This is a genomic window from Chania multitudinisentens RB-25 (genome assembly GCF_000520015.2).
Classification (GTDB): Bacteria; Pseudomonadota; Gammaproteobacteria; order Enterobacterales; family Enterobacteriaceae; genus Chania; species Chania multitudinisentens.
The window spans coordinates 1,611,087-1,631,689 of the sequence record NZ_CP007044.2 but is presented as its reverse complement, the minus strand read 5'-3'; the positions used below and the strand labels follow the sequence as shown (position 1 = coordinate 1,631,689).

At 52.0% G+C, this 20,603-nt stretch carries 15 protein-coding genes; 8 read left to right on the top strand and 7 right to left on the bottom strand.

What is annotated here, in order from left to right; all coding sequences use genetic code 11:
* Nucleotides 1-225: 225 nt before the first annotated feature.
* Entirely contained in the window at nt 226-1,491 is a 1,266-nt protein-coding gene (locus tag Z042_RS07155; protein ID WP_024911162.1) for a flavin-containing monooxygenase, read from the top strand.
* 95 nt (nt 1,492-1,586) lie between these two features.
* Here Z042_RS07155 and Z042_RS07150 read toward each other — a convergent pair whose 3' ends face one another.
* Entirely contained in the window at nt 1,587-1,886 is a 300-nt protein-coding gene (locus Z042_RS07150; RefSeq protein WP_037406016.1) for a hypothetical protein, read from the bottom strand.
* Nucleotides 1,887-2,887: 1,001 nt separating this feature from the next.
* Here Z042_RS07150 and Z042_RS07145 point away from each other — a divergent pair.
* Nucleotides 2,888-4,414, top strand: a complete 1,527-nt coding sequence (locus tag Z042_RS07145; RefSeq protein ID WP_024911160.1) for an MFS transporter — start codon at nt 2,888-2,890, stop codon at nt 4,412-4,414.
* Nucleotides 4,415-4,532: 118 nt separating this feature from the next.
* Complete coding sequence (locus Z042_RS07140) at nt 4,533-5,153, top strand: DUF2913 family protein (RefSeq protein WP_024911159.1); 621 nt, start codon at nt 4,533-4,535, stop codon at nt 5,151-5,153.
* Nucleotides 5,154-5,224: 71 nt separating this feature from the next.
* Here the strand turns inward: Z042_RS07140 and Z042_RS07135 are convergent, their stop codons facing one another.
* Complete coding sequence (locus Z042_RS07135; protein ID WP_024911158.1) at nt 5,225-6,658, bottom strand: EmmdR/YeeO family multidrug/toxin efflux MATE transporter; 1,434 nt, start codon at nt 6,656-6,658, stop codon at nt 5,225-5,227.
* A gap of 338 nt (nt 6,659-6,996) precedes the next feature.
* Between Z042_RS07135 and Z042_RS07130 the strand changes: the two genes are divergently transcribed.
* The 3 genes from Z042_RS07130 (at nt 6,997) to yfcF (ending at nt 9,015) form a co-directional block, all read left to right on the top strand.
* Entirely contained in the window at nt 6,997-7,515 is a 519-nt protein-coding gene (locus tag Z042_RS07130; protein WP_024911157.1) for a phosphoribosyltransferase, read from the top strand.
* 91 nt (nt 7,516-7,606) lie between these two features.
* Nucleotides 7,607-8,260 (top strand): Qnr family pentapeptide repeat protein, encoded by a 654-nt coding sequence (locus tag Z042_RS07125; protein ID WP_024911156.1) that lies wholly within the window; start codon nt 7,607-7,609, stop codon nt 8,258-8,260.
* Nucleotides 8,261-8,379: 119 nt separating this feature from the next.
* Nucleotides 8,380-9,015 (top strand): glutathione transferase, encoded by a 636-nt coding sequence (gene yfcF / locus Z042_RS07120; RefSeq protein ID WP_024911155.1) that lies wholly within the window; start codon nt 8,380-8,382, stop codon nt 9,013-9,015.
* Nucleotides 9,016-9,138: 123 nt separating this feature from the next.
* Here yfcF and Z042_RS07115 read toward each other — a convergent pair whose 3' ends face one another.
* Complete coding sequence (locus tag Z042_RS07115; protein ID WP_024911154.1) at nt 9,139-10,593, bottom strand: NAD-dependent succinate-semialdehyde dehydrogenase; 1,455 nt, start codon at nt 10,591-10,593, stop codon at nt 9,139-9,141.
* A gap of 12 nt (nt 10,594-10,605) precedes the next feature.
* Nucleotides 10,606-11,871, bottom strand: a complete 1,266-nt coding sequence (locus tag Z042_RS07110; protein ID WP_024911153.1) for a 4-aminobutyrate--2-oxoglutarate transaminase — start codon at nt 11,869-11,871, stop codon at nt 10,606-10,608.
* Nucleotides 11,872-11,992: 121 nt separating this feature from the next.
* On the opposite strand from Z042_RS07110, the gene pdxR reads away from it, so the two are divergent.
* Nucleotides 11,993-13,468: a MocR-like pyridoxine biosynthesis transcription factor PdxR gene (gene pdxR / locus Z042_RS07105; RefSeq protein ID WP_024911152.1), complete on the top strand. Its 1,476-nt coding sequence runs from the start codon at nt 11,993-11,995 to the stop codon at nt 13,466-13,468.
* A 44-nt stretch (nt 13,469-13,512) separates the two neighbouring features.
* On the opposite strand, the gene Z042_RS07100 is transcribed toward pdxR, so the two are convergent.
* Nucleotides 13,513-14,856, bottom strand: coding sequence for an APC family permease (locus Z042_RS07100; RefSeq protein WP_024911151.1), 1,344 nt, complete (start codon nt 14,854-14,856; stop codon nt 13,513-13,515).
* Between the two features lie 315 nt (nt 14,857-15,171).
* On the bottom strand, nt 15,172-16,878 hold the full coding sequence (locus tag Z042_RS07095) for an amidohydrolase (protein WP_024911150.1): 1,707 nt from the start codon (nt 16,876-16,878) through the stop codon (nt 15,172-15,174).
* 396 nt (nt 16,879-17,274) lie between these two features.
* Here Z042_RS07095 and Z042_RS07090 point away from each other — a divergent pair, with 396 nt between their 5' ends.
* Nucleotides 17,275-19,296, top strand: a complete 2,022-nt coding sequence (locus Z042_RS07090; protein WP_024911149.1) for an oxidoreductase — start codon at nt 17,275-17,277, stop codon at nt 19,294-19,296.
* Nucleotides 19,297-19,334: 38 nt separating this feature from the next.
* On the opposite strand, the gene rlmG is transcribed toward Z042_RS07090, so the two are convergent.
* A complete protein-coding gene (gene rlmG, locus Z042_RS07085) occupies nt 19,335-20,474 on the bottom strand; it encodes a 23S rRNA (guanine(1835)-N(2))-methyltransferase RlmG (protein ID WP_024911148.1) in 1,140 nt (379 codons plus the stop codon).
* Nucleotides 20,475-20,603: the final 129 nt, after the last annotated feature.

Sequence of the window (20,603 nt, the reverse complement as noted above, 5' to 3'; positions counted from 1 at the left end):
GCATCCCTGCGTGAAGGCTCTGCTTTGCATCATTAATTTATGCTCAGTTCCTAGTTTAATAATATTTTACCCATTCAGTTCGATTCCATAGGGTAGACAGCCTATACCTGTCACTTTTCCCGTTGCAGGTGCTTAGGCGGTGACTGCCTGCATCTTGCTCTTTATCGGGTATGAAGGGGCAAATCACGGTTTACCTGGCCTAATAATCATTCTAAGGATGCAGATATGACGTCGAACAAAATAGAAATTGATACGCTGGTGGTCGGGGCAGGTCAGGCAGGAATAGCCATCAGTGAACATCTGACAAAACTGGATATTCCCCATTTAGTATTGGAAAAAAATCGGATCGCTGAAGCCTGGCGTACCGGACGCTGGGACTCTCTGGTTGCTAACGGCCCAGCCTGGCATGACCGCTTTCCTGGCATGGAATTTACCGGCTTTGACGCTGATAGCTTTGTTCCCAAAGAGCAAATTGCGGATTATTTTGCCGCATATGCTGATAAATTTAATGCCCCCATTCGCACCGGCGTAGAAGTAAAACATGTACAACGCAATCTTGGCCGCCCCGGTTTTCGCATTGAAACCTCCGAAGGTTTGATTGAAGCCAAGCATGTCGTGGCCGCAACCGGCCCATTCCAACGCCCGGTGATCCCGGCAATCGCCCCCAAAGACGAGCGGCTTACGCAAATTCATTCCGCACATTACCGTAACCCACAGCAATTACCCGCCGGGGCCGTGTTGATCGTTGGCGCAGGATCATCGGGGGTACAGATTGCCGATGAACTACAACGTGCCGGAAAACAAGTCTACCTCTCCGTGGGCGCACACGATCGCCCTCCTCGTTCCTATCGCAACCGGGATTTTTGCTGGTGGTTAGGGGTGCTGGGCTTATGGGATGCAACGGTAAATCAGCCAGGAAAAGAGCACGTGACGATCGCCGTCAGCGGCGCTCACGGTGGCTATACGGTAGATTTCCGTGAATTAGCCCACGAAGGCGTGAAGCTTGTCGGGCTGACTCGTGCCTTCCAGAATGGCAACGTCACTTTCGCCCCCGATCTACAAGAAAATATTGCCAAGGGCGACGAAAACTATCTGGAACTTCTGGATGCAGCAGATGCTTATATCACTCGCAATGGGCTGGATCTGCCTGAAGAACCCACTGCCCGGCGTACCTTACCCGACCCGGAATGTATGGCTCACCCAATTCTGGAACTTAATTTATCCGAGGCCGGAATTACCTCTATTATCTGGGCAACAGGGTATACGGTTGACTATAGCTGGCTTGACGTCAACGCCTTCGATGAAAAAGGCAAACCGCAACATCAACGCGGAGTTTCAAGTGAGGCTGGCATCTATTTCTTAGGGTTACCCTGGCTATCGCGCCGTGGTTCAACATTTATTTGGGGCGTATGGCACGATGCCAAATACATCGCCGACCATATTGCGACACAGCGTAACTACCACCAATACCAGAACGCGAAACACCGCTAACTAAAACCAGCCATTTGAGCGTGACGCTGCGTGGGCCTGATAAACACGCTCAAATGGCCCGGCCCGTTCAAGAGAACCTGCCCATCAAATCTATCCTATTGATTGTGCGACTCACGCCATTCATTAATCATCTCTTTTGTGACTTCCTCCTTATAGCAGATTGGCGTATACCCTCCCGCACGGCTCCAGGCACTTCGCTTACCACAACGGCTGCCATTTCTGGCGGAATTGAAAGGACACGGGCAATTACCTGGATATGCCTGTATAGATTCTTGGATAATCATTTTTTTAACGGCTTCATCAGATAACTGGCTTACCTTGGCTGCTACCGAAAAAGAAAATAAAACGAGCACCAAGGCAGAAACGGGCATTAAAAGTTTCATTACGGATGCCATAGTTTCATCCCCCCTTATTAAACAAGATGGCTGCATCCCTGTTGGCTGTATTACACGGCCCAGCCTCGTTTAAAGGAACCATAGCAGGCAGTATTCAAATCCGTTCCCGGCAGATCTGCCTCTCACCTGAATCGCTGTTTTAAGCCAGCTTATCGGGCGAGTAAAAATTGTACCGTTCACCGCGCACAATGATTTGCGTAAAAACAAACAAATGTGGAAATCACAGATTGCCGGGGAAAAGTAATAAAGAGCGAGGGGTAAGGGGTTTGCGGCTGGTCAGGCGCAAATCAATGAATTTATAAATAAGGAATGGGGGAATTACGGCTGTTCATCAGCATAACGCTTTTTATCATGCTGAAATTCAGATCATTAATAGAGAAGGATGTTGAGGAGGAATGTAGCAGGCGCTACGACAAGCGACGTTATTCGTGACTACTTAGCACGTGATGATCAACGTCAAATTGTCGTGACCGTATCCTACTTTTGGCGAGGATAGAGCAAGCGCCTACCGTTTTATCTGATCAAGCCCTTGATAGCTAATATCAGAAAGGTGATACAATTGAACCAACCCGCTTGCAGAAATCAGAGTAGGCTGCGTCCAATTTTTCGAAGAATTTAGCGATGTTAAGTATGCTTTTCATAATGTGTTCCTCTGCTGTATGGAGTGTTTTTTAATGTGACTTACATCACAGAAACTAATCTACTCCTTTCAAAACAGCATTTCAATATTTTTGTGATATAAATCACAAAAAATACAGCAAAACTGACCTTCCCCCCTGTTACTCCCTCTTCATTTGACCACACAGAAACAAAGCCATCCGGTTGATTTAAAATGCTTTAATTCATAAAAATGCCTTGAAAAACACCAAATTATGGCAGATTAGGCCTCTTTTAGATAAAACGTTGTTGTGTGATCTTCGTCTCGTTTTCAACCCCTCAACAAGCATATAAAGAAACGGCATACCGAATTATTTGAAACATCGTTTTATAATGGCGGATACATGGAAAAGCAGATCACAGTCAGGCATACGGTCGCATACGGCAGTGCGAATTTATTGGGAAGCGGCGCGCTAGCGATCAGCGGTGCTTGGTTAATGTATTTTTATACGACGTTTTGTGGGCTCTCTGTCGTCGAAGCCGCAGCTATTTTCTCCCTGGCCAGTATTCTTGATGCCATCAGCAACCCGATCATGGGTTACATCACCGATAACTTTTATAATACACGGCTGGGTAGGATGTTTGGCCGCCGCCGGTTCTTTATCCTTATCGGTATCCCATTGGTTCTGTTTTATCCATTACTGTGGATGAGTGGATTTGGCTTCTGGTATTACCTGCTCACTTATGCCTTGTTTGAACTGATCTACACCTCGATCATGGTGCCGTACGAAACGCTGGCAACAGAAATGACTACGGATTTTGCCAAGCGTTCTAAACTGACCGGTTCGAAAGCCATCTTTGGCAAAATCGCCAACTTTATGGCCGCTTTTATTCCAGGCCAATTCATTGCTATCTACGGCAAAGACTCCCCCACTCCGTTTCTTTATACCGGCATCGCTTACGGTGCCATTATGTGTCTTGCCATGATCTCCCTGTATGTCTCCTCTTGGGAACGCCCGGCCAGTGAAGTAGTAAAAGAAACCACCAGCAGTCTGGGGCAAGCACTGAAGAAACTCTGTATTGATATGATCTCGACGTTCCGGCTGCGTATTTTCCGCAAGCATTTGGGCATGTACCTGTTTGGCTTTGGTGCAGAATGGCTGTTTGCATCGGCATTTACCTATTTCATCATCTTCGGGCTACGCCAAAACGCGGTATTGGTTTCACAACTCAATAGTTTCAGCTCCGTCATGCAGCTTATCTCAACCGCTTTCTTCATTGGCATCTGCGTAAAAATGGGGTTTGCCCGCCCTTTCCGTATTGCCTTGCAAGTGGTGATTGTCAGCGTTATTGCTTACGCCGCACTTTATTTCACCGGTTGGTCAGATACCTCCACCGTGATCGTGTTATTCGCCATTACGGCGGTTTTTGGTCTGAGCACCGGGGGGATCTACTACATCCCTTGGACGGTCTATACCTTCCTTGCCGATGTGGATGAGGTTCTTACTGGGCGCCGCCGCGAAGGGCTGTATGCCGGAGCCATGACCTTTGCAGGGAAAATGGTGCGTTCCGCCATCGTCTTTGCTATGGGGTGGACACTCAGTAAATTTGGCTTTGTTTCAGGGCAAGCAGCTCAGCCAGAAATGGCGGTACAGGCGATTGTTGGCGTCTTCGCCATTGGTGTCACCGCCTTGGCTCTGGTGGCGATTTTTTATACCACACAGATGAAGTTGGATAGAAAGAGCCACATGATCCTGTTAGAAGAGATTGCGCGGATTAAGGCCGGTGGTGCCATAGCGGATATTTCTCCGGCTCATCGCGCCATTATCGAAGAACTGACCGGGTGGAAATACGAACAATGTTGGGGTAACAACCCGTTAGGACAAAGAGAACCTCTAAAAAAACTGACTGAGTTAACCTCAGAAGATTAACGGAGATTTCGGGAAGCGATGTTTACACGCTTCCCGAATCTCTTTTCCCTTCATCAGCAGTGAAGGGCCAAAAGGTTCGAAATAGCGTTTTGATGATTCTTCTTTTACGGTATTTACCATGATTGATATCGATAAAAAAAACAGGGAATTAGCTCACTTTGCTTTCTGCGCTCAAGTCGCAATGAAGTTTGCTGAACAAGACGGAAAGATTGCTTCTTTTGTCGATGAACACATGTTCCTGCTACGTTGGCTAGTCACAGCACAGAAACAAAAACGCTTCCCCAAACAGGTGGCTCCAGAAATAGCCTGGCTGATTTCCCGTGGGCGGCAGTTAGGCTGGCAAAGCCGGCTCTATGAACGAATACTGTATCTCTATTATTCATGGGTAGATCCCGTCAACCAACAGCCGGATTTGCACCGGCTCACCTATATCATCGAAGCATTAAAAAATGCGGGATGGCGTTACTACGTCTTAACACCCGATGAATGGAAAACCGAGAAAGTCCCTGCCCGCGTAAATGGCATCAATGTGCTGATGGTCGAAATGAACCATCTTAATGATGTTTTCTGTCAAGCAGGTTCCCAGCTAGCGCCATTGGAAATCAGAGTTCTGGGGGATTTACAGGTATTCGGTATCTTGCTGCTGGAACAAAAATTCCATGTATTCCAAGTGCTGGAGAAAACGGCGTATGCCCGCTTATTTGTCAGCATTGACGAGAAAATCCCAGAGGTGGCCTAGATTCTAATGCTGAAAATATCGGCCCAAAAACCTGGCTACATGTTGAATTCACCGGTATCGAAAGTGATTGCTTATTCAGCCAGGTTTTTCTTGATACGCGGATATTTCCACAACCAGCGCCCGCTTGCCATGCGCCAATAGAAGAATGCCCCACGCACAGCCCAGTCTGAGAACATCCCCAGCCAGACGCCGATCACCCCCATGCCGAGCAGCACCCCCAGGGTATAACCGGCAACTACGCGACAGCCCCACATACCCAACATGGAAACCCACATAGTAAAGCGGGCATCGCGGGCACCTTTCAGCCCGGCAGGTAATACCCAGGAAGCCGCCCAAATCGGCATAAATGCCGCATTAAGCCAGACCAGTATTTTCACAACGTCTTTAACGTCCTCTTCCTGAGTATAGAAAGAGGCAAATAACCCGGCGAACGGCGCAGTTCCCCAGGCCAATATCGTCAACCCGATGGTCGACAACCAAAATACATAACGCAGTTGTTTTTCCGCCTGCGCAATCTGCCCTTTACCCAAGCGCCTGCCAACAATAATGGTTGAAGCCGACCCCAAAGCGCTACCCGGCAGGTTAATCAGTGCGGCAATAGAAAAAGCAATAAAGTTACCGGCAATGACGTTGGTTCCCATCCCGGCAACAAACACCTGCGTCAGCAATTTTCCGCAGCTAAACAGCACCGACTCGATACTGGCAGGGAGCCCAATACCCAATACCTCTCGCAGGATACTGCCGTTCAGTGGGGTAAAATAACTCTTCAACGTAATATGCAACGCTGGGTTAAAACCCACCATCAGCACATAAATAATACCGATAGCGCCAAGATAACGGGAAATGGTCAACCCCAGACCCGCGCCGACAAAACCCAGCCCATCCCAACTAAACAGACCATAAATCAGCACGCTGCTGATCAGAATATTGAGGATATTCATGCCAACGTTGATCAGCAGGGGGATCTTGGTATTCCCTGCCCCACGTAAAGCGCCACTGCCGATCAACGCAATCGCCGCCGCCGGGTAACTCCATACCGTCGTCTGCAAATAAGACAGGGCCAGTGCTTTTACCTCGGGCGTTGCTTCCCCCGCAATCACATTAATAATCTGTTCACCCGCCAGATGGATACCCACGGCCAAGAACAATGCCACTGCGGTCATCAGCACCAGCGACTGACGCGCCGCCGCCCTGGCCCGCTTGCGATCCCGCGTGCCGAGGCTAAAGGCTACCACCACCGTAGTCCCCAGATCGACGGCGGCAAAAAAGGCCATGATCACCATGTTGAAGCTGTCTGCCAAGCCAACACCCGCCATCGACTCTTTACCGAGCCAGCTCACCAGGAAAGTACTCAGTACCCCCATCAGCAATACGCAGGTATTTTCTAAAAAGATAGGCAACGCCAACGGGGTGATCTCGCGCCAAAAGAGCACCCGATAGCTTTTTCGTTTGGCATACCAATGCGTTTTCGCAACGCTCTGGCGCAGTGCCATGTGTAAGTTCAAGGAGTGGCCTACAGAATAGAAGTGAAATACCGTTTCAATAATGATTTATATGCACTTATTCTGCAAGGGATTTCATCATGCCAAAGGGGGGATGTTTTCTTTAGCAATACCATGAGAAAAACCAGCCAACGTCAGCGTTAAAACGCCTACTCAAGGTGACATAACGCATCTGTTGGGTGATTCCGCAGGATTGAAAATCATTGGTGAAGGTCATGCCCGTTTGGCAACGGATGGCAGATTATCAGCGTCTCTCGTTGAGCGGCTGAAAATAGATTATCGGCGTACCATAGCGTATATATGTCAGTAAACAAGATATTAGCGACTTGAAGGAAAAGCTGATGAAAGATGAACATATTGGTGACATGGTTCTGTCCACAGCCGCGATTGCTGAAGGGGTCGATAAGGTTGCAACACAGCTAAACCAGGATTTTAACGAAGCGGTCGTTATTACGGTCGTACCGGGCGGCACCCTCTTTACCGCGGATCTGACACGCCGCCTGAACTTCGATATCTGCATGGATTATATTTCCTGCCCGCACACGCCAGGAGACAGAAATAACAGCTCAGACATTGTTTACCACAATAACATCGATATACGTGATAAAAATGTCATTATCATCGATGATGCGATTGAATCAGGCGGAACAATGCAGCGCTTAGTTGAATTCATTTCTGAAAATTACTCTCCTGCATCAGTTGCAGTTGCCGTGCTGTTTGTAAAGCCAGGTCGTGTCAATATCCCTGTCAAGCAGTACTATGCCCTTGAGATGGAAAATGATGATCTGCTGATCGGTTATGGCATGCCTTGGGGAAATAAATACCGCAATCTTCCTTATGTGGCTAAGTTGATAAAATAGAACTGACCATCATAACCCCCTCTATCCCCCTCAATAATTCGAGTGCGAGCTTTGAAGGGATGAGGAAAACCCCATAAAAACAGGTAAAACGATGCAACCGATAATCCTGCAAGCTACACGGATCGAGCGTGACCGGTTTCGCGGTGAAACGATTACTAATGGCAAATTTCTTAATTGTGATTTCTCGGGTGCCGACCTGACCGATACTCAGTTTATCGGCTGCCTGTTCTATGATGAAACCACGCAGCTTGGCTGTTCCTTCAATCGTGCGGTACTGAAAGATGCCAGCTTCAAAAGCTGCGATCTGTCTTTGGCAGATTTCAGGAATACCAACGCATTAGGCTTGGAGATCCGCGAATGTAAAGTGCAAGGGGCCGATTTCCGCGGCGCCAACTTTATGAACATGATTTCGCAACATACCTATTTTTGCAGCGCCTTCATCACCAAAAGTAACCTGAGCTATGCCAACTTCTCCAAAGTGGTGCTGGAAAAATGTGAACTGTGGGAAAACCGCTGGAACGATGCCAACGTGCTCGGTGCCACGTTTATCGGTTCAGACCTTTCCGGCGGCGAATTCAATCACTTCGACTGGCGGGCAGCCACGTTCAATCATTGCAATCTTACCGGTTCACAATTAGGTGAACTGGATATCCGCCAGGTTGATCTGGAAGGGGTACAACTGGATAGCCAGCAGATTGTCGGCCTGATCGATCGGCTAGGCATTGTGTTAGTCAATGATCAGTAATCAACATCAGGCCATTAACCAGCCTAATGCCCCATTACTTTTTATCATCAGCGCAGTCCCTTGATTCGGTTTTCTTTTTCACCAATGATTTCAGCTTCTCTCAACTATCAGGAGCACCTATGAATCCATCGGCCACCGTACTTTACACAGATGCAGATTTTTTCAGCCCCTACGCGATGTCGGCATTTATCACTCTGACCGAAAAGGGGATTCCATTTACCCTCAAACCGGTGGATTTATCATTGGGGGAAAATAACGGCCAAGCCTACGGTGCTCTATCGCTGACACACCGAGTCCCCACGCTGGTGATGGATGATTTCCATCTTTCTGAATCTTCCGCCATTGATGAGTATCTGGAAGATATTCATCCCGCCTATCCGGTTTACCCGCGCGATGCCAAACAACGCGCAAAGGCGCGTGAGGTACAGGCTTGGCTGCGCAGCGATCTCTTGCCATTGCGCATGGAACGCCCCACTACGGTGATATTTAACCATGGGAAATTCGCCCCACTGAGCGCCGCAGCCCAGCAGGCGGCACAAAAGCTGATCGCGGCAGTGGAAAAACTACTGGGCCATGACCAAGAGCATCTATTTGGAGAGTGGTGCATCGCTGATACCGATCTGGCTCTAATGCTCAATCGGCTGGTGATACATGGTGATGACGTGCCGGAGCATCTCTGCCGTTACGCACAACGGCAATGGCAGCGCCCTTCGGTACAAGCCTGGCTGGCCCTGGCGAAGAAAGTGCGGGGTTAAAAATCGGCGGCCACAGCGCCGCCGTTCTCAACGTTGAGAAACAACCTCACTTCTTGCCGTATGGCAGGGATAAACAACGCGCCCCGGTAGCCCCCACCACCAGGATCGGCTGAAACCCAGAAGTTAATGGCTCACATCAATGCACAAGTATTTCAGTTCCAGATATTCCTCAATCCCGTAACGTGACCCTTCACGCCCCAGCCCCGACTGCTTAACACCGCCAAACGGTGCCACTTCGTTGGAAATTAAGCCGGTGTTGATCCCTACCATGCCGTATTCCAACGCTTCCGGTACGCGCCACTGACGAGCGGCATTCTGGGTGAAGAGATAGGCCGCCAGACCGAATTCAGTATCGTTAGCCATGGCGATAGCTTCCGCTTCATCATGGAAACGGAACAGGGGAGCAACCGGGCCGAAGGTTTCTTCTTTGGCAAAACTCATCTGCTGCGTCACCCCAGTGACCACCGTGGGTTGGAAGAAAGTACGGCCCAGCGCATGCGGCTGCCCACCAGTGGCAATATGCGCCCCTTTGATCAAGGCATCATCAATGTGGCTCTGCACTTTTTCCACCGCGCCTTGGTCGATCAGCGGCCCCTGAGTGATGCCTTCCTGCGTGCCGTCACCCACCTTCAGTTGCTCAACCGCAGCCACCAGTTTTTCCACCAGGCGATCATAGATACTGTCCTGCACGTAGATTCGGTTAGCACACACACAGGTCTGGCCGCTGTTGCGGAATTTTGACGCCATAATGCCAGCCACTGCGGCATCCAGATTGGCATCATCAAACACGATCACCGGAGCATTCCCCCCCAGCTCCAGCGAAAGCTTTTTAATTGTCGGTGCGCACTGCGCCATCAGAATGCGCCCCACTTCGGTCGAACCGGTAAAGCTCAATTTGCGCACCACCGGGCTATCGCACAGCACTTTACCCACCTGTGCAGCTTCGCCGGTCACCACCTGCAACACACCGGCTGGAATACCGGCATCCTGCGCCAGCTTCGCCAGCGCCAGGGCGGTCAACGGTGTCTGTTCCGCCGGTTTGACGATCATGGTGCAACCCGCCGCCAGCGCCGGAGCAGCCTTGCGGGTGATCATCGCGGCCGGGAAGTTCCACGGGGTAATCGCCGCACAGACGCCAATCGGCTGCTTAACCACCACCAACCGCTGCGAAGCCAACGGCGCCTGTAATACCGCGCCATCAACACGCTTGGCTTCTTCGGCAAACCAGGTGATAAACGAAGCGGCATACGCCACTTCACCACGCGCCTCTGCCAACGGTTTCCCTTGCTCGGCGGTCATCAATTGCGCCAAATCCTCTTGGGCCGCCATGATGTTGTTGGCCCAAGCCAGCAACAGTGCGGAACGCTGTTTGGCCGTCAGTTGTTTCCAGCCAATCTGTGCCTGCTGCGCCGCGCTAATGGCTTGCTGGGTTTCTTCAGCGCTGATAAGGGGAACCGTGATCAATTCCTCGCCGGTGGCTGGGTTGATCACCGCTTCACGCTTGCCACTCTGTGCCTCACACCATTCCCCGTTAATCAAACATCGGCTACGCAACAACTCTGGGTTTTGTAATTTCATGAATTTTGCTCCTTAATGAACCAGCGCACGGGAAAGGATTGCCAGTGCCTGGTTGAACTGGGCATCAGGAATGGTCAGCGGGTAAAGGAAGCGAATAACGTTGCCATTCACACCGCAGCTCAGCAGCAATAACCCTTCCTCTTGAGCTTTTTGTTGTACCTGACGAGTAAATTCCGGCGACGGTTTGCCGGTGGCTGGATCGTTGAACTCCACGGCCACCATCGAACCCTTGGCACGAATATCGGCAATTGCCGGGCAATGTTTGCGCGCCTGCTGTAGCACTTCCACCAAATGCTGGCCCAAGCGCTGCGAGCGCTGGCATAGTTGCTCTTCTTCGATCACCTCCAACACGGCTAATGCCGAAGCAACGGCCAGTGGATTACCAGCATAAGTGCCACCCAGCCCCCCTGGAGCCGGAGCATCCATCACCTCGGCACGGCCCGCCACCGCCGATAGCGGCATCCCCCCTGCCAGGCTTTTCGCCATGGTGATCAGATCGGGTTTTACTGTGTAGTGTTCCATCGCAAACAGCGTACCGGTACGCGCAAAACCGGTCTGCACTTCATCAGCGATCAACAGAATACCCTGTTGATCGCACAGCGCACGCAACGCCTGCATAAATTCAGGCGGCGCAATATTGAAACCGCCTTCCCCCTGCACCGGTTCCAGCACAATCGCCGCCACCTGTTTGGCATCGATATCGGCTTTAAAAATACGCTCCAGGCTGTTCATGGCGTCTTCGGTACTCACGCCATACAGCGCATTTGGATACTGGCCATGGAACACCGAACCAGGGAACGGGCCAAACCCCAGTTTGTAAGGTGCCACTTTGCCGGTCAAAGCCATCGTCATGTAGGTACGGCCATGGAAACCACCGCCGAAGGTGATCACCCCTGGGCGGCCAGTATAAGCACGGGCAATTTTCACCGCGTTCTCTACCGCTTCTGCTCCGGTGGTGAAAAAGGCGGTTTTACAAGCCCCTTCAATAGGCGCGCGCTGGTTGATACGCTCTGCCAGCGCAATATAGCTTTCATAAGGGACGATTTGATAAGCGGTATGAGTAAAAGCGTTGAGCTGCTTTTCAATCGCAGCAATCACTTTCGGGTGGCGGTGGCCGGTATTGAGCACGGCAATACCCGCAGCAAAATCGATGACCTCATTCCCTTCCACATCCCACAACGTGGCATTTTCTGCCCGCTCTGCGTAAAAACCACACATCACACCAATGCCACGCGGGGTGGCAGCCAGACGACGTTGATTCAGTTCTGCGTTTTTCATACCGTTCTCTCCGAAACATGCCGGTTGTCAAAGTGGTTCACAAGTGCGAAACAATGATGTTTATTTACACAGAATGTGGCTCTATAATCGAGTGCCAGTTACGTTTAATTGAGGGGGCCAATTGCGTTCATTGAGTGGTGACCTGTTGCTGCAACGCCTCGGCGAACAGCCCGATGATAAGCTGCATAAGCGGCTGTATAATGCGATCCGCATCAGCATTCTGGATGGCAGCCTGCCGCCCTCCAGCCGCCTGCCCGCTTCGCGCGATCTGGCACAGGAACTCAGTTTGTCACGCAACACGGTGTTAACGGTTTACGAACAACTACTGGCAGAAGGATATGTGTATTCGCGCCAAGGAAGTGGAACCTTCGTCGCAGAAACCGTGCCCGATAGCTTTTTATCCACCGCCAACTATCCGGTTGGCGATAATGGTGAACAACGGCGCGTTGAACTATCAAAACGCGGAGCCACGCTGCTGCATCACGCCAGTGCCAGCCCGAAACAATGGGGAGCTTTTATTCCCGGTGTTCCCGATGTCAATGCCTTCCCACATCAGGTCTTTAGCAAGATCCAGGCCCGCATCAGCCGCCGCCCCACGCCGCAACGCTTAACCTACAGCAACCAGGGTGGCAGCCCCGAATTACAACATGCATTGGTGGATTATCTGCGCGTAGCGCGCTCAGTACGTTGCTCGCCGGAGCAGATCCTGATTACCGAAGGTATTCATCAAGCTATTGACCTGGTGACCCGTATGCTGTGCAACCCCGGCGATAACGCCTGGATCGAGGAACCGGGTTACTGGGGAATTCGCAATATTCTGCGGATAAATGATGTGAATATCTGCCCGTGCGAAGTGGATGAAGCCGGTATGGTGCCAGCGGAACAGGCTGCCGGTACGCCACGCTTGATTTTCGTCACCCCTTCGCACCAGTATCCACTCGGATCGGTGATGAGCCTGGCACGGCGGCAGCGGCTGCTGGCGTTGGCACGTAATGCGGGCGCCTGGATCGTGGAGGATGACTATGACAGTGAATTCCGCTTTTCTGGTCAACCGATCCCGGCATTGCAGGGGTTGGAGGCAGATGCACCGGTAATTTATATCGGCACATTCAGTAAAACATTATATCCCGCCCTGCGCCTGGGCTATGTCGTGCTGCCAAAACCGTTGATGAATGAATTCAAAATCGCCCATGCCGAGCTGTATCGCGGTGGCCATCTGCTGATTCAAGCAGCATTGGCGCAGTTTATTCAAGAAGGCCACTACACGGCCCATATCCGCCGTATGCGCCTGCTGTATGCCAAACGCCGCACCTTCCTTACCACACTGATTGAGCAGCATTTGGGTAAACAGGCCTTGAGCGAGTTCAACAGCAATGCCGGGTTGCACCTGATCCTCAATCTGCCCAACCATGCCGACGATGTCGCCATTGCCGCTGCGGCCAGCACGCGCGGAGTACTGGTTCGTGCACTGTCGCGCTATTACATGCTGCCTAACGCCCGGCGTGGTCTGTTGATGGGGTTTGCCTGTGTACCGGAAGAGCAGATGGCGGCGGCGTTCAGCGTGCTGCTGGAATGCATTTATTCGCAGGAAAGTTAATAAAAAAGTGGCCCTATGGGCCACCTTTGAAGAACATGCACAACTTAATCCATCAGATGAGAAATATCATCATGGCTAACAGAAGGGGGATCCTGGCGCATCCCTTTGGTCAACCACAGTAAATACAGAAAACCGGCAAATAACCAGGTAAAACCGACTTTCAGCGCTTCTAAATCCAGGTTGAACCATAACCAGACACACATGGCAAAGCCGAGCAGCGGTAGCAGGCCGTAATTGAAAAACGCACTTAGCCCACGGCGTTTTTCGTTCACCAAAAAGTGTTTGATTACGCTGAGGTTAACAAAGGTAAACGCCCCCAGCGCCCCAAAGCTAATCATCGATACCACCATGCTTAGCTCCATCCACAACGCCAACAGGGAAATGATCGCCACAAACACAATCGCGCGCCACGGCGTATGGAAACGGGCATGAAGATGGAAAAACACCCTGCGCGGTAGCACGCCTTCACGCCCCATCGCATAGAAGATGCGCGAGACGCCGGTTTGTGCAGTCATTGAAGAAGCGTAAACCCCGGTCAGGTAGGTGGCCATAAAGAAGTTATACATCCACTTCCCGCCCACATGCTCCGAGATAATCAGGCTGGCGGTATCCTGATAAGGGATCAGCGACTGCCAATCAGGATAAGCCAGGTGTGCGGCATAAGACACCGCAACAAAAATAGCGCCAGCGCTGATAACGGTGATCAGAATGGCGCGCGGCAGCGTGCGCTTGGCATCGGCGGCCTCTTCAGCCATGGTGGCAATGGCATCAAACCCCAGAAAAGCCAGGCACAACACCGCAGCGCCGGCAATCAGGCCAGAAAAATTACCCGCATCCACCAGCAAGGGTTTCATCAGCGATGCCGGGCTGAGATCGGCGTCGCTGAATGCCAGGGCAATAAACAGCACGATGAACACCATCTGTAACGCAATCAGCGTGAAGTTGACAGAGTTCAGCAGGCGCACGCCGAGAATATTCAACAGGCTGACGCTGACGATGGAAGCCAGAATAAACACATAAGCCGGGATCGCCGGAAATGCTTCGTGCAAGAAGATACCTAAAACCAGATAGTTCAGCATCGGCAAGAACAGATAATCAAGAATCTGTGCCCAGCCAACCAGGAAACCGGTTTTACCACCGAAGCTACGCTGTACATAAGAATACGCCGATCCCGCCAACGGCATTGCGTTGGTCATCCGGCAATAGCTCAAAGCAGTAAAAAGAATGGTGACAATGGTCACCAGATAAGCGACAGGCAGATGGCCCTGACTCAAAACGGTCACCTGACCATAGGTGGTAAATACGCCCAGCGGCACCATATAGGCAAGCCCAAACGCGACCAGGGCTGGGGTTTTAAGAACTCGTTGCAACTGAATGTGTTGTGGCATTGCCGTATCATCTCCTGGCACAAACCAGCGCCATTAATCCGTGTTTTCTCCTTCATCCTGCAAAAGCAGAATCTCTTCACCGCAGGACACAAGGATTTGTTCAGTTTTGCCTACCTTGAAATCTATTGGCTACGGCAAAAAACAAGGGACGAATTCTGGCACAAGAAAGGCGGCCGTGGAAGTTAACAAGAGGCTTTCAGTTTTTGTTTTCTACCATCGGGCTGGAATAAGGTAATACGGCATTCCAGCCCGTTGATTTATTGTAATTACAATCATAAAAGCGGTGAATCTTTACCGCTTTTATCCGATTGAATGTTATGCCTGATAAACCACCTGCCCGCCCACCAGCGTCCGTTCGACGCGAGTTTGGTATATCGCCTCTGCGGGTTGCTCGAACAGGTTTTGGTACAGGACTATCGCATCAGCCAATTTACCCACTTCAAGCGAACCGATATATTGCTCTTTCGCAATCATATAAGCGGCATCAATGGTTGCGGCGCGCAATGTCTCGATCAATGTCAAGCAGCGATCATTCTCCAAACATGGCCCGGCAGGATTACCTGCGCTGTCCCAGGCACGGCGAGTCATCCCCACCTGCAAGTTATACCATTCGTCCAGCCGATCGATCGGCCAGTCGCTGCCATAGGCCACGCGCGCCCCGGCATCCAGAAAACGTGCTGCCGGTTCCAGATGTGGGAAACGTTCTTCCCCCAGCATTTCCCGTTCTTCGTCAATCAAGACAGCCGGTAAACCCGCCCATTGGAATGACAACACCGCCGTCGCCCCTAAAGCAGCAAACCGCGCATACTGATGAGCCGCCACCAGTTCGTTGTGTGCCAAACCGGGGCGGATATCCTTGCCGGGGCAGGCTGCACGCATCAGTTCAACCGCATCCAGCACCTGCTCAATGGCCCCGTCACCGACCGTATGAGTATGTGGGTGCAGGCCAGCACGGCCACATTCAACCATCAGCGCATTCAGCACTGGCGTAGTGAAGTAGAGATCGCCATAGCGTTCACTTTTTCCTTCACCATGGTGTTCACGATAAGGCTCCAGCAACGCAGCGGTCATCGTTGGGGGTTGCAATACCCCATCAACGAACAGCTTCAGATGGTCAACGGCAATCCCGGCCTGCGGCCCCCAGGTTTTATCGCCCCACTGTTTGGCGAAAGCGACCACTTCCTGCACCGCACGCGCGGCATCTTCCGGCCCTTGCACGCTATCTGGCGTCACTTCTTTGGCACCGAGGATGCGCAGCGTCAGTGCGCCTTGATCGCGCAACGCAGCGAAAGCGGCCAACTGTTCAGCGAACACTCGGGTATCCATCACCGTGGTTACCCCTTGAGCATGCAGCACCTGCTGCACATGAGCCGCTATCTGGACGTTCTGTTCCGCCGTGCCGGAAGGGATGCTGTCGAAAGCGCGCATGGCTGGAGCATCCTCCAGAATCCCCGTCAGTTGGCCATCAGCAGCGCGGGCAATCTTGCCGTCTGTTGGCACCGGAGTATTTTCATCAATCCCCAGCATTTCCAGCGCACGGCTGTTGGCAGCCAAGGTATGGCAATCGTTGGAAAACAGCGCTACCGGGCGGCGGGTATTCAAGGTATCCAGCAGCTTGCGGCTCATGTCTGCCCCAACCGGGATCATCGCCTGGCGCTGCCAGGCCCGCACCGTCAGCCATTCGTCGTCATGAGCCGGATACTTGTCCAGATGCGCCTGAATATGCTGCAACGTCTGCTCCACCGTCAGCGCTGCATACTGCAAACTGCACCCTTTGAGCTGTTTGCCGCCCCAGAATGGATGCATATGGCTGTCGATCAGGCCCGGCATCATCATTTTACCGTTCAGATCGATAAGCTCGGTCGCGGGTGTTGCAAGCGCCAGCACTTGCTCATCATCCCCTATGGCAAGAATGTATCCTTGCCCTATCGCCATTGCACTGCAAACCTGGTTGGCGGCATCTGCCGTGAAGAGAGTGCCGTTGTAATAAATTACCTCGGCGGCTTTAACCACTGGTGTCATATCAAAGATCTCAAAATCACCAAAACGATCCTAAGTATAGATCTGAGTCAGGTTAAAACAGAAATCCTTCGCCAAGAGAGGCAAAGCTACACCGTCTTGAAATCCTGATATCACCGACATCGTATAGCCCCCCCAGTAATCCATAACAAAATCGGCTAAATAGTGAATGGGTTAATCCAGCAACAATGACGCAAAGATTCATGACATCTATCACATTCAGCACATCCTTAATTCCCAAGACGGCGAACAGCAGCTAAATTTAGCTCATCCGACCACCTAATCCCCACCAATAACTATAACGATATATACCTTATGGATTTCAAGTTACAGTCAGGCGGCAAAGGCGCAATAGTGCTACGGCTTGAAAGATGACGGGTATACCCGATGGAGACTGCAATGAGCGCATACCCCCGCCTGCTGGCGCCGCTAGATCTCGGCTTCACCACCTTGAAAAACCGGGTGCTGATGGGATCGATGCACACAGGTCTGGAAGAACTTCCCAATGGCCCAGAGCGCCTGGCCGCATTTTATGCCGAACGCGCCGCTGCGGGCGTCGCACTGATCGTGACCGGCGGCATCGCGCCTAATGAAAAGGGAGTGGTACATCACGGCGCTGCCACCCTGAACCGGCCACAGCAGGTGGCAAATCACCGCACCGTCACCGATGCTGTCCATCAGGCGGGTGGTAAAATCGCCTTACAGATCCTGCATGCCGGACGTTATAGCTACCAACCGCAGCCCGTCGCACCTTCCGCATTGCAAGCCCCTATCACCCCATTCACCCCCAAGGCACTCACGGTAGAAGAAATTGCACAAACCATTGCCGATTTCGCCCACTGCGCCGCACTGGCGCAGCAAGCGGGCTATGACGGCGTGGAAGTGATGGGTTCTGAAGGCTATCTGATTAACCAGTTTCTGGTAGCGCACACTAACCAACGCGACGATGAATGGGGTGGCAGCTTCAGTAATCGTATGCGTTTTGCGGTAGAGATTGTGCGCGCCGTGCGCCAAGCGGTAGGGCCAGAATTTATTCTGATTTATCGCCTGTCGATGCTTGATCTGGTGGAGAATGGCTCTAATTGGCAGGAGATTGAGCAGCTCGCCGTCGCCGTTGAACAGGCAGGAGCAACCCTGATTAATACCGGCATCGGCTGGCATGAAGCGCGAATTCCTACCATTGCCACCATGGTGCCGCGTGCCGGGTTCAGTTGGGTAACACGCAAACTGATGGGTAAAGTGGGGGTTCCGTTGATCGCCACCAACCGCATTAACGATCCTGCGGTAGCAGAACAGGTATTGGCAGAAGGCTGTGCCGATATGATTTCCATGGCACGCCCATTCCTGGCCGATGCGGCTTTTGTACAAAAAGCCGCCGAAGGCCGTGCAGATGAAATCAACACCTGCATTGGCTGTAACCAAGCCTGTCTGGATCAGGTTTTCGAAGGCAAACTGACGTCCTGTTTGGTGAACCCACGCGCCTGCCGCGAAACCGAAATGCCGCTGCTGGCGGCAGACACCCCCAAACGGCTGGCCGTAGTCGGTGCTGGCCCTGCCGGGCTGGCATTTGCCACCACCGCCGCCAGCCGTGGGCATCAGGTGACGCTATTCGACGCCGCCAATGAGATCGGCGGTCAATTCAACATTGCCAAACAGATCCCTGGTAAGGAAGAGTTCCACGAAACCCTGCGTTACTTCCGCCGCCAATTAGCGCTACTGAAAATCACGCTGCAACTGGGGCGAAAAGTGCATGCGGAGGATTTGGTCGATTTCGATGAAGTGATCCTCGCCTGCGGCATCGTGCCGCGTCTGCCAGATATTCCCGGCATTGAGCGTGATAACGTGTTGAGCTATCTCGATGTTTTACGTGACAAGAAACCGGTCGGGCAGCGGGTGGCAATCATTGGCGCAGGGGGGATCGGTTTCGATACTGCCGAATATCTCAGCCAACATGGCACCGCCAGTAGCCTGGATCAGCAGGCATTTAACCTTGAATGGGGAATCGATTCACAGCTTAACCAGCGCGGCGGTTTGAGCGATCAGGGGCCTGGTGTGCCGCCGGTGCCACGCCAGATATTTCTGTTGCAACGTAAAAGCAGCAAAGTGGGTGAAGGGTTGGGCAAAACCACCGGTTGGATTCATCGCATCAGTTTGACAATGCGCGGTGTGAAGATGCTGAACAGCGTCCACTATCAGCGCATTGACGAGCACGGATTGCATATCGTGCGTCTCGATAAGGAAAAGTGCCTGCCGGTGGACACGATTGTGATCTGTGCTGGCCAGGAGCCACGCCGTGAGCTGCTGCAACCGCTGCTGGCCATGGGGAAAACCGTGCATCTGATTGGGGGGGCCGACGTTGCCGACGAACTGGATGCACGCCGGGCTATCGCTCAAGGTACGCGCTTGGCAATGGCGCTGTAACAGCGTGGGCGCAGTAAGAAACTGCGCCCACCAACGGATTAACGCCGGGCGCCGGATTTGACCGCTTTCAGGATCACAAACTTCTGGTTAGACGCCAAAGTAGTACAGTTGCCAAACAAGCGCTTCAGCTTATGGTAATAATCCAGATGACGATTGCCAACGATACGCAATTCACCACCGGCTTGCAGGCAGCGCTTAGCATCGCAGAACATCTGCCAAGCGGTGTGATCGGTAATCGCATGTTGCTGATGGAAGGGCGGATTGCACAACACCGCCTGCAAGCTTTCGCGCTCAATGCCTGCCAGTGAATTATTCACCTCAAACCGGCAGCGCGCCCTCTCCTGCGGCAGGTTATGCGCCACGTTCAGTTCGCTGGATGCCACCGCCATGTAAGACTCATCGACAAAAGTCATCTGCGCTTCTGGATTTTGTACCAGCGCTTTCATGCCGATAATGCCGTTGCCACAGCCAAGATCGACCATATGGCCGTGCAGATCCTGCGGTAAATGTTCCAGGAACAGACGTGCACCGATATCCAGGCTACCACGGGAAAACACGTTGGCATGATTGTGGATCAACCAATCTGTGCCATCCAGCAGCCAGTTGGTGGTTTCTGGTGCGGGCGGTGGCACAATATCTGCTACCTGACAATAAATCAGGCGCGCCTTTTTCCAAGCCAGACTGGTGCGCGTGGGGCCAAGCACCCGCTCAAACACCTGCATCGTAGATGTATGCACATCACGCGCTTTGGCACCGGCAATAATCAGCGTATCGGGAGCTACCACTTTGCGTAGCGCCCGGAGTTGCTGTTCCAGCAATGCCAGCGCTTTCGGAACGCGGATCAGCACTACCGCCGGGTTGGCGGGCAGTTCAGCCAGGCTGTCCAATAGCGTGACTTGCTCAATATCCAGCGCATTCAGTCCCAGATTATGGCGCGTTGCCAACTGGTTCATGTATGAATCACTGATACTGTAAGGCTTATGGGCATGCAGAGCACAAACTAAAGCACCGAAATGATCGTTGAAAATCAATACCGGGCGTTCACCCACGGCCATATTTTCCAACTGTTGCAGCAGATATTCGTCTGCTGCTTCCCACGCTTGCAGTTGAGTGGATTCTTCCTGTTGGGGATAACGCTCCAGCTCAAGTTGCTGTGTTCCCAGATCGAGTTGGCTCATTGCTCCTCCTGACTGATAAAATTTGCGCTGTTTATCCCCTAAAAACACGCATCAGTAAAATGTTTTTTGGGATTAATTGCCCTTTGCAGGATTTGAGCGAAAAAACGTCATACAATAATTCCCCTGATG

Coding starts and splice junctions, on each gene's coding strand:
- Z042_RS07115 (WP_024911154.1), bottom strand. CDS start 10,593: ATGAAATTACAAAACCCAGAGTTGTTGCGTAGCCGATGTTTGATTAAC.
- Z042_RS07090 (WP_024911149.1), top strand. CDS start 17,275: ATGAGCGCATACCCCCGCCTGCTGGCGCCGCTAGATCTCGGCTTCACC.
- Z042_RS07150 (WP_037406016.1), bottom strand. CDS start 1,886: ATGGCATCCGTAATGAAACTTTTAATGCCCGTTTCTGCCTTGGTGCTC.
- Z042_RS07095 (WP_024911150.1), bottom strand. CDS start 16,878: ATGACACCAGTGGTTAAAGCCGCCGAGGTAATTTATTACAACGGCACT.
- Z042_RS07110 (WP_024911153.1), bottom strand. CDS start 11,871: ATGAAAAACGCAGAACTGAATCAACGTCGTCTGGCTGCCACCCCGCGT.
- Z042_RS07125 (WP_024911156.1), top strand. CDS start 7,607: ATGCAACCGATAATCCTGCAAGCTACACGGATCGAGCGTGACCGGTTT.
- rlmG (WP_024911148.1), bottom strand. CDS start 20,474: ATGAGCCAACTCGATCTGGGAACACAGCAACTTGAGCTGGAGCGTTAT.
- Z042_RS07100 (WP_024911151.1), bottom strand. CDS start 14,856: ATGCCACAACACATTCAGTTGCAACGAGTTCTTAAAACCCCAGCCCTG.
- yfcF (WP_024911155.1), top strand. CDS start 8,380: ATGAATCCATCGGCCACCGTACTTTACACAGATGCAGATTTTTTCAGC.
- Z042_RS07145 (WP_024911160.1), top strand. CDS start 2,888: ATGGAAAAGCAGATCACAGTCAGGCATACGGTCGCATACGGCAGTGCG.
- Z042_RS07155 (WP_024911162.1), top strand. CDS start 226: ATGACGTCGAACAAAATAGAAATTGATACGCTGGTGGTCGGGGCAGGT.
- Z042_RS07140 (WP_024911159.1), top strand. CDS start 4,533: ATGATTGATATCGATAAAAAAAACAGGGAATTAGCTCACTTTGCTTTC.
- Z042_RS07130 (WP_024911157.1), top strand. CDS start 6,997: ATGAAAGATGAACATATTGGTGACATGGTTCTGTCCACAGCCGCGATT.